This window comes from Melioribacteraceae bacterium (assembly GCA_035362835.1).
Lineage (GTDB): Bacteria > Bacteroidota > Ignavibacteria > Ignavibacteriales > Melioribacteraceae > DSXH01.
The window spans coordinates 395716-412189 of record DAOSDY010000001.1; the positions used below are offsets into that span (position 1 = coordinate 395716).

At 40.2% G+C, this 16474-nt stretch carries 13 protein-coding genes; all 13 read right to left on the bottom strand.

Going from position 1 to position 16474, the window contains the following annotated elements; translation table 11 throughout:
* The 13 genes from PLZ15_01835 to tkt all read right to left on the bottom strand — a co-directional run bounded on the left by PLZ15_01835 (position 1) and on the right by tkt (position 16436).
* Positions 1-1974: a hypothetical protein gene (locus PLZ15_01835; protein ID HOI28472.1), complete on the bottom strand. Its 1974-nt coding sequence runs from the start codon at positions 1972-1974 to the stop codon at positions 1-3.
* A 58-nt stretch (positions 1975-2032) separates the two neighbouring features.
* The gene (locus tag PLZ15_01840) at positions 2033-3169 is read right to left on the bottom strand and encodes a sialidase family protein (GenBank protein ID HOI28473.1); all 1137 of its coding nucleotides are present in this window, start codon (positions 3167-3169) and stop codon (positions 2033-2035) included.
* Between the two features lie 35 nt (positions 3170-3204).
* A complete protein-coding gene (locus tag PLZ15_01845; protein ID HOI28474.1) occupies positions 3205-4740 on the bottom strand; it encodes a Gfo/Idh/MocA family oxidoreductase in 1536 nt (511 codons plus the stop codon).
* A complete protein-coding gene (locus PLZ15_01850) occupies positions 4730-5227 on the bottom strand; it encodes a DoxX family membrane protein (GenBank protein HOI28475.1) in 498 nt (165 codons plus the stop codon). Before PLZ15_01850 ends, PLZ15_01845 begins: the two co-directional genes overlap by 11 nt.
* 8 nt (positions 5228-5235) lie before the next feature.
* Complete coding sequence (locus PLZ15_01855; protein ID HOI28476.1) at positions 5236-6306, bottom strand: Gfo/Idh/MocA family oxidoreductase; 1071 nt, start codon at positions 6304-6306, stop codon at positions 5236-5238.
* A 270-nt stretch (positions 6307-6576) separates the two neighbouring features.
* Complete coding sequence (locus PLZ15_01860) at positions 6577-8139, bottom strand: sodium:solute symporter (protein HOI28477.1); 1563 nt, start codon at positions 8137-8139, stop codon at positions 6577-6579.
* A gap of 14 nt (positions 8140-8153) precedes the next feature.
* A complete protein-coding gene (locus PLZ15_01865; protein ID HOI28478.1) occupies positions 8154-9071 on the bottom strand; it encodes a dihydrodipicolinate synthase family protein in 918 nt (305 codons plus the stop codon).
* Positions 9072-9084: 13 nt separating this feature from the next.
* Positions 9085-10017 (bottom strand): transketolase family protein, encoded by a 933-nt coding sequence (locus PLZ15_01870; GenBank protein HOI28479.1) that lies wholly within the window; start codon positions 10015-10017, stop codon positions 9085-9087.
* 38 nt (positions 10018-10055) lie between these two features.
* On the bottom strand, positions 10056-10913 hold the full coding sequence (locus PLZ15_01875; GenBank protein HOI28480.1) for a transketolase: 858 nt from the start codon (positions 10911-10913) through the stop codon (positions 10056-10058).
* A 68-nt stretch (positions 10914-10981) separates the two neighbouring features.
* A complete protein-coding gene (locus tag PLZ15_01880; GenBank protein ID HOI28481.1) occupies positions 10982-12442 on the bottom strand; it encodes a sulfatase in 1461 nt (486 codons plus the stop codon).
* Positions 12443-12494: 52 nt separating this feature from the next.
* Entirely contained in the window at positions 12495-13577 is a 1083-nt protein-coding gene (locus tag PLZ15_01885; GenBank protein HOI28482.1) for a hypothetical protein, read from the bottom strand.
* A 48-nt stretch (positions 13578-13625) separates the two neighbouring features.
* A complete protein-coding gene (locus PLZ15_01890) occupies positions 13626-14390 on the bottom strand; it encodes an SDR family oxidoreductase (protein HOI28483.1) in 765 nt (254 codons plus the stop codon).
* Between the two features lie 21 nt (positions 14391-14411).
* Positions 14412-16436 (bottom strand): transketolase, encoded by a 2025-nt coding sequence (gene tkt / locus PLZ15_01895; protein ID HOI28484.1) that lies wholly within the window; start codon positions 16434-16436, stop codon positions 14412-14414.
* Positions 16437-16474 lie beyond the last annotated feature (38 nt).

The window sequence follows — 16474 nt, forward strand, 5'->3', positions numbered from 1 at the left end:
TTAATAGCTCCTTGTTATAATATCATCGAGATTAAGAATTATGAGAGGGGATTTATAATCAGCACCCGGCTGATCATCCAGGTCGAAACCGGATTGAGAGCCGATACCCCGTTCGACAACCTGAGCCGGTATAAAATTTCTGTAAGGGCCGGTTCTGAAAATAATCCTTTCAACAAGACCTGTGCTTTCACCGAATTTAATTTCGTCCGGATATTTTATTCCGTTTACGGTTACAACGTACGATCCCTTCACACAATCAATTTCAAGGAGAACATGATTCCAGGATTTCGGATCGATCTTTACAGGATCAACAGAAACTTTTTCGATATCGAAAGAGAGCCAGTCCTTATCGATCCGTAATTTAACAGGCCGGTTTCCTTTCTGATCTTGAATCTCGACTTCTGGTGCAAATCCCTGGGGTATTTTTTCCCCCTGGAATTTAAATTCAATCACTTTTTTTGATGAAGACGGAAATATTCTTTCAACGAAAGAATAATCGTATGGTTCTTCATCACGCAATTCCAAATAACTGTTTTGTAAGTCCGGATCCTTTATAATTGATATTGGTCCCCATTTCGGCATATAAACGCTCCATAATTTCAAGTCGCTTATTGAATTAACATTCTCAAAATTCTCATTTACTTCATTATCAACAGAACCAACAATTGGCGTTGGTGTTTTTGTAATCCAGATATCTTCTTTATTTACACTATAAGTCATCCATAGATCATTACCGGGAGGATTACCGTTTCCTTCAATTATTCCCCTGAAGTACTGAACACCGGGATTTTTATGAATCCCCTGATATCTTCTAGTCGGAACTTCTCCGCGTAATCCGAATATTCTATCGAATGTATGCCCGTCGTCTCCAACAAGAGCGGTCATGGGAAAACGGTTTCTTTTAGTGGGCGACTGATTATGAACAATTACATATCTACCATCATCAGTACGCTGTCCCCAGGTTTTTGCCCCCGTAGTAAGAATCGATTCATTCTTTACTATCGGTGTCCAGGTTTTTCCTTTGTCTGGACTTAAAGATGCATATTGATTTTTCCAGAGACCGACGATTACACCGTCGGGACGTGTATAAAAATTGAAAGCTTTACCGGCTCCGGCTGCTGTCGTAGATTTTTTCGAGAAAGTATCTCCGTCTGGAACCTGAGAAGGATCCATTGCAAAAAATCCGTCCTTACCGCGGTCTTCCTCCCACCATTGAAGAGTAATCAATTTATCGGATAAAAGACTCTCGCATGCGTCAAGAAACTCTTTATCCTTGCTCTCTTTATAGAACGGGTAGTTTGTATTTTTTTCGTTCCATCCTACATGTCGGTTGTACCGGATAAAATAAACAGGTCCGAAAGTTCCGTCTGATTTAACTTCTCTCACAATTCTTCCGATACCATTGCCGGCATTTGGAGAACGCCGCGGTGTCGCACAGTATCCAACAAATCCAAGTGTAAGGAGTTTTCCGTTCGGAGCAACATACCATCCCATTCTCTGGTGATGAACCGCGAAAGTGCCGGCTGGAATTATTTCCCCGTCATCATTTATCTCCGGCAGAATGTATTCCGGGAAAGCGACAACCGGATCGCTCCAGCTGATTCCGTCTTTAGATTGGGTAATAAGAATACGGGTCGGAGGTGTATGCTCTCCGATTAGTCCGGATAGATATTGTAAATAGAATGTACCGTTCCAGTATGAAAGGTAAGGCTGATGATTGTATGTCCATCCCGTGATTCCGGGTTCTGAAGGATTGCTTCTGTTGGCACGAAATACCTGATAATGGTGAACACCAACTGCATGTGGAAGTCTGCCATCGTAAAACCTCTTATCCGGATTAAGTTGACCAGTATATTTAATTGGTTCTGTTAATGACTGTTCCAGCGAGGGGGGCATTACCTGCTGGGCAAAGATCAAATTCGTTAATGAGAAAATGGTTATTAGTGTTAAAAAAAATGCGGGTATTAATTTCATTGTATCACCTGTATTTCAATTATTTAATTCAATATTCTTTATCAGTAAAATAGTTACATCACGGCTTCCAGATAGAAGCGGCAATATGCTGTTCCGGGTTTTCCTTCGTGGCCCAATAATAGACGGCAACAATTTCACCATTGCTGTTTTGTACGACACGGCAATAACCGAGATCCTTCATATCCTGTCTTTCACGGGTATAGAAGTCGTCTCGTATTATGAATTCGTTAGTCCAGGATTTACCGTTATCAGAGCTATACCTGCCGACAATTCTATTAGAGTTTCTATCGCCATAGACCGCGCATAAACGGCCATCATTCAATTTTACAATTGAGGGTGGATTACCGTTGTAAGCACCGGTATCACCTATTTTACTTCTGAATTCCCAGGTTTTTCCCAGGTCATTTGAGTAATAAAGATCGAGCCAGTTTTTTGTGTTATCGGCAATTACTCTTCTTCTTACAGACATTAAAAGTTCGTTATCCGAGATGCGAACGGTATTCGGCATGGCTGCACGATGAGGATCGGATGCTGGTACAACGTAGTCTGCAATCGACTGAAAAGTCAGTCCGCCGTCAGCAGTACGAATAACAGAAATTTTATCAGACATTCCGGTATCCGGAATCCGGGATGAAATAAAGATCAAACATTCTTTCTCGTCAAGGACTAAATAATCTGTGCGCGGTGTTAAGATGTATCCGTTGAATCGCGAAAGTTTTGAAACTTCTCCCAGATAAAACGGACCATTCCATGTATTACCTTTGTCATAAGAATAGAAGAACTGACCTTCAGGGTCTTTATTACCATGATAGGTATCGCTTGATACACGAAGAGCAAAACCCTCTTTCAAAAAATTAATTGGTTCTGTTAATTTTGTTTTCTTACCATTATCTCCAACATAGTTAACCGGATCAAAAACCGTCCAGGTTTTACCGCCATCCTTGCTTCTAGCCAGTTTACTAAGCAGAGGTGAATCATTTTTAATGTTGTGACTTTCAGTTTCCTCATAATCTGTCTGGGTGAGACCGACAAGTATTTCATTCCCCCAGATCCAGATTCCGTTATTAGCAGGCCATCCGTGAAATTTTCCTTTTTCAATAGCAACGACAGTATGATTTATCCCCTCAGGCTGCTGACCGAAATTAGAAACTACAACCAAAAGTGATATTATCAGAGTTCTTAAAAATATTTTCATAATTTTCTCCGCATTTATCAGAGTTTAATTAGTAATTAAATAACCTTTTGATTTACCGGGTCCCATTCAACTCTTCTTTTTTCGATATATGATTTTGTTGCCATATGACAAGTTATCGCGTCTTCGAATGCAGTTTGAAATGTCCCGCTTACAACAATTCCTTTTCTAATTCCTTCAAACCATTCGCGAAAGTGCAGATAAGTTACATCAACCTCTTTACCATTCCGGTAGGTAGAAACCAATCCGCTGCTTGCGTATAACTTTTTGGAAGCCGAGGTAATTGTCTGCACTCCGCTTTTATCTTCTCCGGGAATGAAAGAAAGAAAAGGCGAACCGGGTTCAATCAATCCCCGCTCTATTTTTTCTTTATACTTTTCGGAATTTTTATCGGGATAAATTGAAATATTAAGACCAAGTTTCATCCAGGCGTCGTTACCTACAATCTCTTTTACTTTAGCTCCTCGTTCATATTCGCCGGTGCTAGTGTTTGCAAGGTTTGCATCATAGGTAAGAATTAATTCCCGATCCGGATATTCAAAGGATGCCTGAAAAACATCGGGAGTATTGCGGTCGTCCTTCCAGAAATAAATTCCGCCCATAGCCACAACCGACTTTGGGATGCCGAGTTTGAACACCTGATTGATCGCATCGTATTCATGAGAGAACATGTGAGCGGGTAAACCGCCGCTATATTCAAAGAACTTCTGCCAGCCGAAATACCTGCTTGCTGTAAACGGGTAATAAGGAGTTTCGCCAAGCCATTGCTGCCAGTCAATCTTCTCCGGTTCTATTTTCTCTCCAAGATGCCTTATGAAAGCACCCTGCGGTGTATTACGGTATGTATGTGTTTTAAGAAGTGTGACCTTGCCGAGAACATTCTGCATTATAATTTGTCTTGCCACTTTGTAGGACAACTGCTGCCTGTTCTGGTGTCCGTACTGAAACACTATTTTACGGTTTCGCAAAGATTCTTTAATCTCATATACTTCTTCTATATTTCTGGTCAGGCATTTTTCGGCATAGATGTGCTTTCCGGCAGAGGCTGCATCGATTATCATTTTCGCATGCCAATGGTCTGGCGTAGCGATAATCACCGCATCAATATCTTTATCGTTAAGCATCTCCTGATAATTTCTATATCTTTTTGCCGGAGGAAGAAGATCGGAACTCTTTGCAAATGAATTACTGCGGGATAAAATAACCGCGTTCTCTGCTGCTAAGTCGTAAACATCGCAGACACCAGCAAGATGAATTTTAAGATCGCCATAGGAACTATTTTTTTTTCCTGTTGCGGTGAATCCGAGAGATTCAAGAATATTGATCCCTCTGCTGCCGGTTCCGATTATTCCTACTCTTATCACATCACCTTCCGAATCATGCAAATAATCCTCACTTTCAGAAACCATATCGGATAAATTGAAATCGGATTCCAGAAACTCACTTTGCTTCTTATTAAATACTAATTGATTCAGCAAAGAAACTCCGAAAAATCCGGCAACCGGAAGAGTTGCCAATCCCGCAATAAAATCGCGCCGCTGGAGTCCAATTTGTTTCTTCTCTTCACTCATCATTCTTACCTTTAATTTTTTGAACTATCCGATCCAGTCCAACAATTCCCGACGTCGGGAAAAACAGGATAATTACCAGGGCGGCAATTTCAATCAGATTTTTATTAACTATCATATAACTCCCTTCAGGCGGAAGCATATAAGTTAATCCGGTTAGAGGCGGTGCGGCCAGATAATATAAACCGATCAACAGAATTCCGGCGACTGTTGATGTACGGGTTAAAAAACCGGTCATCAATCCGAGACCGATTAGAATCAATCCCCAAACATTGAGGAAATCAGTAACTTGTAAAAGCAATTTGGAATCAGCAATCCAGTTTAGAAAACCTGAAAGGATCCATTTTGAATCACGTAGAAATGATTCGGCGGACCAATCGGGATTTAATAGTTTTACAATCCCCTCATAAAGCAGATGCCAGCCTATCAGAACTCTAAGAACCACCAGGGATAACAACTGGCTCTTTGAATATTCTATTTTTGGTGAGTTCATCTATTACCTTAAAATAAATTCGAAGCTTTCAACAGAGTTTCATGAATTTCAATTTCCTTTCGAGCTCCATAATAAACCGGTTTTTCTTTTCTAATCATTGCGGCAAAATCCTTTAATTGGGCGGAATAACGATCGGACTGTAAAGGAAGAGCAATCCGGTTTCTTCCGGCAGAATAATTGCCGGATGATTTTCCGAGAGTTAAATATAATTCTCCCGGTTCAAAAGGATTTATTTCGAGCGTTCCATTTGTACCGACAAAATCAATATGTCTTCTTGTTTCGCCATCAATCTCAAGGAGCGAGCTGCGAAGTGATGCTATACAGTTTTTATATTCCAGAATTGCAAGCTGATTATCTAAAAGACCGTCAGCTTGATTGAGAGAATTTCTGCAATACGTTTTTATCGATTCCGGAAAGCCGAATATTGAAACGACCAGTTCAATAAGATAGCAGCCGAGAAAGAACATCGATCCGCCGTAATACTTCTTAATACTTTCTCTTCTTGAATCGGGTATTTTTTTACTGAATACTCCATCGATTTCAAAAACATCTCCGATAATTCCCTCACTCAGAAATTTTTTCAATGCAATTACAGCATTATTATATCTTGTAAAATATCCGAGCTGGAAGGCCAGATCGTTTTTTGTGGCTTCATTCAGAACGTATTTTAGATTTTCAAGATTCCTGCCGGGCGGATTATCGATATGAATATGTTTACCGGCTTCAACAGCTTCAAGCGCATCTGATAGTAGATCATCCATCGAAGATTCGATCAGAACTGCATTTAAATCTTGCCGGCTTAGTAATTCCCTTTTAGTTATCCAGTTAATTTTTCCATAGTTAGAAAACCCGATCGAATTATTTCTTCTTACAGCATCCTCTTCAGCAACAGCAATTAGTTCGTAGATATCATTCAAATAAATAAGTGTATTTATCTTGTCCTCTGTATGAGAATGATAAGTACCAATAACTCCTACTTTTATTCTTTTCCCGGATTTATGAAAAGCATTAAGCGAAGCCGGTAGAGCAAAGCCAAATGCTGCTAACGCTGATATTTGAGCAAATTCTCTTCTATTCATAACTGATTGAATATTTTTGCAATCAAGTTTTTTGAAAACAATTATTGCAGCTAGGAAGAATATTTTTTTTGCGATTCATCATTTCGTAAGATTAGCACCCGGTAAAAAGTTCGAATTTATTAATTGCATCGATATCCTTCTTTTAAACTTTCCCGGTAGAGGGAGCCGGTGTAATCCACCGGCTCATTCCAGAGGTACCCGGAAGATGGGGAGAGTCTCCCGGATTATAGTAACCAAGAAAGAGAAGGGAAAAACAAAATTGAAAATCTATTACAGATCAGCTTTCCCGATCGCTTTTCTGTTTTTTATCCACCAGTAAATAGTAAGTTCTTCATGCGGCACATCCGACTTATAAAAAAGACTGGCCAGATAGCCGACGATAATTATTATAAAGTGAGTATAAACGCCCAGCATATATTTGTGATGCGGAAAATTCATGGGGCCAAGATTGAGAATCGGCTCTCCGTCAACTTTTGTTGAAGTAAGGACTGCATAAGATGTAAATATTACACAGATTACAATAGCGATGTACAAACCGTGCTTGTTTGCTCTCCTGCTGAATAATCCGAGTATAAAGATTCCGGCTATACCACCCGAGAAGATCGCATAAAGTTCAAATACAATTCCGAGTACTCCTTCACCGCCCGCATAGACATAAACAGTCGCAATTATCAGAGCAGCCAGGCCCGAGAAAAAAACAATCCATCTTCCAACCTTCAGTTTCTGCTGGTCTGTAGCATCAGGTTTTAATCGTGTATAATAATCGGTTACACCAACTGCAGAGAGACAGTTCAAGTCGGAATCAAGGCTTGAAATAGCCGCAGCAATTAGAGCAGATAAAATCAATCCGGTCAAACCGGGAGGCACCTGAGTTGTAATGAAATAGGGAAAAACCTGATCGGCTTTTAATCCTTCCGGCAGAGTAAAATCGGTAACCTGATAAAATGAAAATAGCGCCGTGCCGATAAACATAAAGAGAGCCCAGACAGGGAGACTCAAAAGAACACCCATTAAAGCCGCTTTGATAGCGCCTTTTTCGGATTTGGCAGTAAGATATCTTTGAACAATTGTCTGGTCGGTTCCATATTTCTGAATACCGTAAAAGATTCCGTTTAATACCATTACAAAAAATGTAAGCTTTGCAAAATCAAAATCATAAGGGCCGAAACCGATCTTATTATTCTCAATAGCATTCGCAATTACAGCACCGGGACCTCCCTCCGGAATAAACAGGATAAGAGCCAGAGCAATTAAACCTCCTCCAATTAGCATAAAACCCTGAATTACATCAAGCCATATTACAGCTTCTATTCCGCCCATCATGGTTAAAACTATTACAACAATTCCGATCACCCAGATTACTGACAGAGTATCCATTCCTGTCATACTTGATAACGCAAGCCCCATAAGAAAAAAGACCGTTCCCATTTTAGTAAAGTGAGTAAATGTAAATGCGAGTGATGTATAGATTCTCGCAAAAAACCCGAATCTCTTTTCAAAATATTCATATGTACTTATTCCTATTACTTTTCTGAAGAGCGGAACAACAAACCAGACCAGTCCTGATAAAACTATCACAACCATTATTGCCTGAACCAGTAAAATCCAGTTTGATTTAAAACCTTCTCCGGGATATGCAAGAAAGGTAATGCTACTGATCAAAGTGGCAAGAATAGACATACCGACAGCCCATGAAGGAATAGATCTGCTACCGGCAAAATAGGCATTTGTACTAGTCTGCTTTTTAACAAAGTAAAAACCAACATAGAGTGAAACAACTAATGAAAGGATAATTACTATGTAATCAATCCAATGGAGGGTTTCGGCATACATACGGTTCTCCTTATTTAATAGAATTCAATTTTCTCTTGTAGTTTTATCAACTGAGATTTTATTTCATCAGTAATCTTTCTATCAAGTTGAGTTAAAGGGGGAAGAACATATTCTTCACAGAGCAAGAATTCTTTCATTAATATTTTTGCGGCAGCCAGGGATTCACCAAGTGTTTTGTTTGATTGATAAACCGATGCAAGAAGATCAGTTTCGGACTGCATTTTTTCTGCTAGAGGAAGATTTCCTTCTCGTGCAGCATCATACATCATCTTAAACATACCCGGCGTCATGTTACCTGTACTGGGTACCAAACCGTCCGATCCTCTTGAAAGTCCATAACAGCTTTTAGCAGCCCAACCAATAAGATGAGAAAAATCCTCTCTGTCTCTAAACATTTCAATTGACTTATCTAAACGCTCTAAATCCCGTTCCGAATCTTTTAACGCGACTATGTTTGAATGACGGCTCAGCTTTTCAACAACTTCAAGCGGGATAGACATATGAGTTGTTGCAGTAATATTGTAAATGATCATCGGTTTAGAAATTGAGTCGGCAACCGTCTCAAAGTATTTCTGCATCTGGTCAGGTTTAAGCGCAAAATAACTCGGGACAACAGAGACAATTACATCCGCACCTAAATCAATAAATTCTTTAGCCGATTCAATTGATTCTTCAACACAATTACCCGAAAGTCCAACGTAAATAATTGTCCTACCTGAATATTTTTTACAGGTGAATTCAACAAGTCTTCTTTTTTCTCTAATAGAAATTGAAGGACCTTCGCCAGTAGTTCCGAGTACAAACGGAAACACTCCTTTTGCTAAAAAGTTATCGACTATTTTTTCAACTGCTACAAGGTCAACACTGCCATTACTATTGAAAGGCGTAAGCATTGGTACAACAACACCGGAGTATTTTTTTTCTTTCTTCATTAAAGATCTCTTACTATTTGAGGAATTCTATAGTCTGATTAACAATATCAATACTTCTTAAACCAAACTTCTCTTTCATCTCGTCGTTTGTTCCTGATTTGCCGAAAAGATCCTTAACACCCATCCTTTTTACCTTAACAGGATAATGTTCGGCAACAACTTCGCACACTGCAGAACCGACTCCACCATATATATTGTGATTATCTACAGTAACAATCCGACCGGTTTCTTTGGCGGCTTTAACAATAGCATCAACATCAACCGGTTTAATTGAACTCATATTTATTACACGCGCATTAATTCCTTTTTTTTCGAGCATAACGGCAGCTTCAAGTGTATCACCCATCAGGTCTCCGTAAGAAATCAGAGTTACATCGCTTCCCTCTTTAAGAGTAACAGATTTCCCGAGTCGGAATTGATATCCTTCAGGTACTACCCGGGCAACAGGGTCACGACCGATTCGTATATACATCGGACCTTTATGAACAGCAGCATATTTTAATATTTCCTTAGTCTCGAATGCATCAGCGGGTTGAAGCACCGTCATATTAGCCATAGAACGCATAATCCCGATATCTTCTAGGGATTGATGACTGGCTCCGTTCAATCCGACGAATAGCCCGGCATAAACTCCCAATATTTTTACATTAAAATTTGCCAGAGCAATAGAGACCATAACCTGGTCGCAGGCACGTCTTGAGCAAAAGGCAGCTATGGTACAGACGTACGGGAGCAGACCAGTCGTACTTAATCCCGCTGCAACTCCCATCATATTTTGTTCTGCAATTCCTATCTGAACGAATCGTTCCGGGAACCTATTAACAAAAGGAGCAGTCTTTGATGCAGTATTAAAATCAGCGTCAAGCAATACGAGAGACGGATACTGTTCTCCGAGTTCGATTAATGTTTGTCCGAGTACATCACGCGGGGCAATAAGTTCAGACATATATTCTCCATAATATTTTCAAATTCTTTAGAAAAAAATCACTTCTTTAATCCCTCTTCAATCTCCTCGTCAGATAGGCCGAGTTCTTTAAGAGCTTTAACAGCATCCTCCCTGGGTAGATTAGTGGAATGGCTCACGGCAGTATTTTGAATTGATTCAACACCCTTCCCTTTAATTGTATGGGCAATAATAACTGTCGGCTTTTCTTTTATTTTTTTAGCAGTCTGGAGCGCATAAAAGATCTCTCTAATAGAATGGCCATCAACAGAAATTACATGCCATCCGAATGCATCGAGTTTTTTATCGAGCGGCCCGGATGGAAGAACTACTTCGGTACTATCTGTCAATGAGAACCGGTTTTGATCTACGAATGCAACTAAGTTATCAAGTTTATAACGCGGAGCCAGCATAAAGGCTTCCCAAACCTGACCTTCATTAAGTTCGCCGTCACCCAACACCACATAGACACGAAAAGATTTGTTCTGGATCCTGGCCCCGACAGCCATACCGATGCCGACCGATAAACCCTGCCCTAAAGCACCAGTGCTTACTTCGACACCCGGTGTAATTCCGAATTCAGGATGCCCCTGCATCGGTCCGTCAATTTTATAAGGATGTTTCAAATCATCCTGCGACAAAACACCCAACTTTGCAAGAGCGGCATATTGAGCAAAACAACCGTGGCCTTTCGATAAAATGAAACGGTCTCTATCCTCCCAGAATGTGTTACGCGGATCATATTTCATTTCATTAAAGTAGAGTGCGGAGATAATCTCTATTACAGAAAGTGATCCGCCGATATGTCCCGAGCCGTATCTGCCGTAGATTTTAATAACATCGGCTCTCAATTGTCTTGCGGCTTCTTCCAGATTTTTAATTTGAGTTTCAGCTTCCACAATTTTTTCCTTAGAATATTCCACATTCAAATTTTCTTTAACTGTATATACTCCATTCAGGATAACTGTTAATAATACTGACCAATAGATTCAGCACTTTTCGGATCAAGACCCTCTCTCCAAAAAAGTGCACGCTTGGGATCATAGTCTGGATTAATTTTCATTTCTTTAGCATCAACTTTCTTTCGCCATGATTTCAGTTTATCCCAAAGTTCTTTCGTTTTTTCCGGCATTTGTTCCGAGAGATCATTTGTTTCGCCGATATCACTGACAATATCGAATAACGAAACCGATTTAGTTTGATTAAAGAATGATTTTTCATACCATTCAATTAATTTGTACCGGCCTTCTCTGATAGCACCAGACGGCATATAACCGAATCGATGGTAATGCGGATAGTGCCAGTAAATTGCATCCCTCTTGAATTCACCGGACTGATTGAGTAGCGGCAGAAAACTTACACCGTCCACATTTTCAGGAATCGATTTAATTCCAAGAATGTCAGCGAAAGTGGGAAGAAAGTCGATACCTGTTACAGGCAGATCGCATTTGGATCCGGATTTAATTACACCGGGCCATCTAACTGCAAGAGGCACTCTGATACCGCCTTCGTACAGCATGGATTTACCGCCTCTTAAAGGATCCTGCGCCTGAAGCTTGTCGTATCCTCCATTGTCCGAATAGAATATTACAATTGTATTGTCTCTTAATTTATAATCGTCAATTTTTTTCAGAACCCTTCCGATCTGGCTGTCCATTCTTTCAATCATTGCCGCAATTATCGGATTGTTTATTAATTTGTCCGACCCCTCTTTAGACTGGTATTTATAGATAAGATCAGGATGTTCCATGATAGGCCTGTGAGGAATGGAATAAGCAAGATAAAGGAAGAAAGGCTGGTCACTATTGGCATCTAAAAATTTAAGAGCTTCATTAGTATTCTCAATTGCATGATGGGCATCGTTTGTGGGATCATCTGTTGGTTCCGGTTTATCATTGGGATAGTCGACATCGAAACCCTGAGAGCCGGCATCTCCGAGTCGGCCCGGTTTATAATTCTTATCAATGTTAAGATGCCACTTTCCAACCATTGCTGTTTTATACCCCAGAGGTTTCATCATTTCCGCAATCGTTGTTTCTTCAAGGGGAAGACGTTCGACCATTTTAGGGCATTTCAGTTTTGCCCACGGGTACTGATCGCCGGGAATATATTCGGTCAAATTCAATCTTGCGGGATATTTTCCAGTCATAATGCCGGCTCTTGAAGGTGAGCATGTAGGAGCCGGTGCATATGCCTGTGTAAAATAGATTCCTTCGTGTGCAATGGAGTCTATATTCGGAGTTTCATAAAACTTTGACCCGATATACCCAGTCTGGTTCCAGCCCATATCATCAGCTATTATGAAAACTATATTAGGCAGTGTTCCGTTCTTGGCAATAGAAGTTCTAACCATATCAGGCAGCATTGATAAACCAACGGCACCTATTCCGATTTGTCCGAGTTTAGAAATAAATTCTCTTCTTTCCATATCTCCTCTTCAAAGAATTTTGATTTATTTTTTACTTATCATAAAATTATTTTCAGATGGTTAATAGAGACATTAATTCATCGATCTCCTGAAAATTTTTAACTACCGGCTGAACACACAAACCTGACGCAGATAAATTCGATTTTATCAGTCGAATATCCTCGCCGGAAAACCGGCCTTTAACAACTAATGGTATACGGGAATCCTGTATTTTTTTTAAAGCATCCATCATAATTTCCAATGAAATTACATTGGGATCTTTTGTAATCTGAAAAACCCGTATCTGATCAACTTCGAGAAATTGTTCTATTAAATGAAGTGAAGATGAATGAAGGTGAATTAAAGTATAATTTGAAATTCCTGCTAGTCTTTTATCCAGGTTCTGAAGAAACTCTTTATACATCTCCATGGAAAACAGATTGGAAGAGTCCTCCTGGATTCTAATCGGGGGCTCAGGCGACCATAATTCATACTGTCCGATAACATATCCATCCAGAAACTTTGGAAGCTTTTGCAAATGGAGGCCGAAAAACAATTCGAGGTAATCTGTAATCTGATTTAGCAATTTGCGGACCTTTTCAGGTTCATCAATTAGAGAGATTGCGGCATTTTCCGTTCCCAAAACCGCACACAAAAGATCCGACGGCCCCCGGATAATCGATTGTCCAACCGGGGCGCTCCCTTTAAGTGTTTTATCAAACAGATTAAAAAAATCAAAATATTTCTGAATCCAATTATTATTCACATCAAACGGAGTGATTTCGATCTTATTAATGTCATTATCAATTTTAACAGCTGAGATAGAATCCTTTGTTGAAATAATTTTACAGCCAATGATTGCCTCCATCCAAGGAATGGAAGCAAGCGGCATGGCAGATCTTATTATATCATCACCGATTTCTTCGGTTAATTTTAAATACTTTACTTGATCTTCAATAAAATCAACTGGCGAGATATTCTCCGGTAATATTTCATTTAAACTAAGAAGAGCCTGCGCAGCTTTATTATCCTGCCAATAACTCCATGAATCCTGTCCTAACCCAACCGTGAATCCAATCAACGGTCTTTTAACTTTTTCTAAAGACCAGAACATCAGATGTTTTTCTTTATAAATGTCATTCTGTCTGCTATTCATATTCAATTCAGGTTTTACATTGAACAGTTTTAATTAAGACAATCAATTTCAAACACAAGCGAGCATGCCGCCGTCTACATAAATAATCTGACCGTTAACGTAATCGGAAGCGCCTGAAGCAAGAAAAACGAGAGTGCCGACAAGTTCTTCCGGATCGCCCCATCTGTTTGCAGGAGTTCTAGACCTGAGCCAGGAATCAAATTTTTCATCTTCATACAGGGACTTGGTCATATCAGTTTTGAAATACCCCGGTGCAATTCCGTTCGACTGAATATTGTATTTGCCCCAATCTGTTGCCATTCCCTTAGTTAAATTTTTCAATCCGCCTTTCGAGGCAGTATAAGGTGCGATGGTAGGCCTCGCAAGCTCGCTTTGAATAGAACAGATATTAATGATTTTACCAGCCCTTCTTTTGATCATATATTTTGCAACAGCTTTCGATACGATAAAGGCGCCTGTCAGATTAACGTCCATTATCTTCTGCCAGTCGTGAAGTTTAAAGTCCTCAAGCGGCGAGCGGATCTGAATGCCTGCATTGTTAACAAGGATTGAGATGGGCCCGATCTCTTTTTCAATAGTATTAATATGAGAAATAACTTCATCTTCATGAGTTACATCAAACTCAGAACCGAACGCAGTAAATCCCTCTTTATGGAGATGACTTACCGTCTGATTCTGACGTGTTTTCGCCCGGTCATTAATAATCACTTGACAGCCGGCGCGCGCTAATCCTTTTGCAAGTGTTAATCCGATTCCGCGAGCCGAGCCTGTAACGAGAGCAATTTTACCGGAGATATTAAAAAGATCATTCATTTCAGTATTCCTTTTTATTTTTCAGACCGCAATTTGTTTAACTACTGTGTTAAAGGAATCAATAATTTTTTTAAAAATTTTATCGGCGGTAAATCCGAAATGTTCAGCCATAACAGGTTCGGGTGCCGAGGCACCGTAAGTTTCCTGGGAAATAATCAGTCCGTTCTGTCCAACAAACTTCTGCCAGCCGAGACCGACACCCGCCTCGACACTTACTTTAAGATTGGCTTTACAATCGAGAATAAATTTTTTGTACTCATCATCCTGCCGGTCAAATAATTCCCAGCTGGGAACCGAAATAAGTCTAACACTGTATCCTTCAGTTTCCAGTTTCTGAGCTGCAATGAAGGAAGGATTAATTTCCGAGCCTGAAGCGAATATTTCAATATTCACATGACTGTTATGATTTCCATATAGAAGATAAGCCCCGCGCTTAAGGCCCTCTCCCGCCAGTTCATTTGTATATTTTTTTACTGATGAATCGACAGGCTGCCTGGTAAAACACAAAGCAACCGGACCGTCATTAATCTGAAAAGCCATAGCCCAGGCTGCTTTAGATTCGTTTTCGTCGCCGGGTCTGATCATTATAAGATTGGGGATCAAGCGGAGCGACATAAGATGCTCAACCGGCTGATGAGTCGGTCCATCCTGACCAATTAAGATTGAATCGTGAGAGAAAATGTAGATAACCCTCTGCCGCATCAGGGCACTCATCCTGATAGCATTCCTCATGTAATCGGAAAAGACAAGGAAAGTACCTATCGCAGGTTGGATCATTCCGTGGAGCTGCATACCATAAGCACATGCGGCCATACAAAACTCTCTAACGCCGAACTTCATCTGCTGACGGTTCCAGTTATCACGATTGACGATTTCATTTCCGGGAAGCCATGTAAGATCAACACTTGCAACATCAGCCGAACTTGAAATAAAATAAGGAAGCAGCTCAGCCACTTTGGCAATGATCGATTCATTATATTTTCTTGTAGGAAGATCTGATCCGATCTCATGGTTCCAGATTAATTCTTCAAAATTCTCCGGCAGTTTTCTTTCAGAGAACACACGCCACAGTTTCGATTTTTCAGGGTCGCCGAGTATTATTCTATTATAAAGACTATTCCATTCCTCTTCATATTGAGCAAAGGTTTGTTTCAGGCTATTAAAATACTTTTTCACTTCATCAGGGATATAGAAGGGAGTATCGGACCAGCCGATCGATTTCTTAAACGCAGTCATTTCTTCCGGTCCGAGAAATCTGCCATGAGCAGCTGATGTACCCTGTCGGGATGGAGAATGCTTACCTATAATAGTTTTTGCAATTATTAGTGTAGGTCTAATCTTTTCATCTTTAGCCAGATTAAAAACCCGTTCCATTTCTTTGAAGTCGTAGCCATCGATTGTGAAGACATTGAATCCGTAGGCTTCATAACGATCTGCGATATTTTCATTGAAGCATTCGCTTGTAGGTCCATCAAGACAAATGTCATTTGAATCATAAATGATCACCAAATTATTAAGACCAAGATTTCCAGCAAGACTTCCGCATTCAGCACTTATTCCTTCCATCATACATCCGTCACCTGCAAGGACATATATTTTTGAAGAAAACAATTCATTCCCGAACCGGGCAGCCAATAATTTTTGAGCAATCGCCATTCCGGTTGCAGCTCCAATACCCTGTCCAAGCGGACCGGTAGTTGTTTCTACTCCAGCAGTTACACCATATTCAGGGTGACCGGGTGTTTTGGAATTAAGCAGGCGAAAATTCTTTATGTCATTGAGACTAAGTTGATAACCGGATAAATGAAGGAGCGCATATTGAAGCATGGAACCGTGACCGGCAGAGAGAATAAACCGGTCTCTTCCCACCCAGGACGGATTAACCGGATTATGTTTCATCACTTTTGCAAAGAGATACGATCCGAGTTCAGCAATGCCAAGCGGCAGTCCGGGATGACCGGACTGCTGCTTTTCAATTGCGTCGGCAGAAAGAGCTCGTACTGTATGTGCTACCTTCTGAAGAATTCTTATTTCACCAATATCCATAAATTTTCTCGAATTAAAATTTTTCAGTATTTACCACC

What these genes read in the sequence shown, in the direction of transcription:
- PLZ15_01835 (HOI28472.1), bottom strand. Translation starts at nt 1,974, where the DNA reads ATGAAATTAATACCCGCATTTTTTTTAACACTAATAACCATTTTCTCA.
- PLZ15_01840 (HOI28473.1), bottom strand. Translation starts at nt 3,169, where the DNA reads ATGAAAATATTTTTAAGAACTCTGATAATATCACTTTTGGTTGTAGTT.
- PLZ15_01845 (HOI28474.1), bottom strand. Translation starts at nt 4,740, where the DNA reads ATGATGAGTGAAGAGAAGAAACAAATTGGACTCCAGCGGCGCGATTTT.
- PLZ15_01850 (HOI28475.1), bottom strand. Translation starts at nt 5,227, where the DNA reads ATGAACTCACCAAAAATAGAATATTCAAAGAGCCAGTTGTTATCCCTG.
- PLZ15_01855 (HOI28476.1), bottom strand. Translation starts at nt 6,306, where the DNA reads ATGAATAGAAGAGAATTTGCTCAAATATCAGCGTTAGCAGCATTTGGC.
- PLZ15_01860 (HOI28477.1), bottom strand. Translation starts at nt 8,139, where the DNA reads ATGTATGCCGAAACCCTCCATTGGATTGATTACATAGTAATTATCCTT.
- PLZ15_01865 (HOI28478.1), bottom strand. Translation starts at nt 9,071, where the DNA reads ATGAAGAAAGAAAAAAAATACTCCGGTGTTGTTGTACCAATGCTTACG.
- PLZ15_01870 (HOI28479.1), bottom strand. Translation starts at nt 10,017, where the DNA reads ATGTCTGAACTTATTGCCCCGCGTGATGTACTCGGACAAACATTAATC.
- PLZ15_01880 (HOI28481.1), bottom strand. Translation starts at nt 12,442, where the DNA reads ATGGAAAGAAGAGAATTTATTTCTAAACTCGGACAAATCGGAATAGGT.
- PLZ15_01885 (HOI28482.1), bottom strand. Translation starts at nt 13,577, where the DNA reads ATGAATAGCAGACAGAATGACATTTATAAAGAAAAACATCTGATGTTC.
- PLZ15_01890 (HOI28483.1), bottom strand. Translation starts at nt 14,390, where the DNA reads ATGAATGATCTTTTTAATATCTCCGGTAAAATTGCTCTCGTTACAGGC.
- tkt (HOI28484.1), bottom strand. Translation starts at nt 16,436, where the DNA reads ATGGATATTGGTGAAATAAGAATTCTTCAGAAGGTAGCACATACAGTA.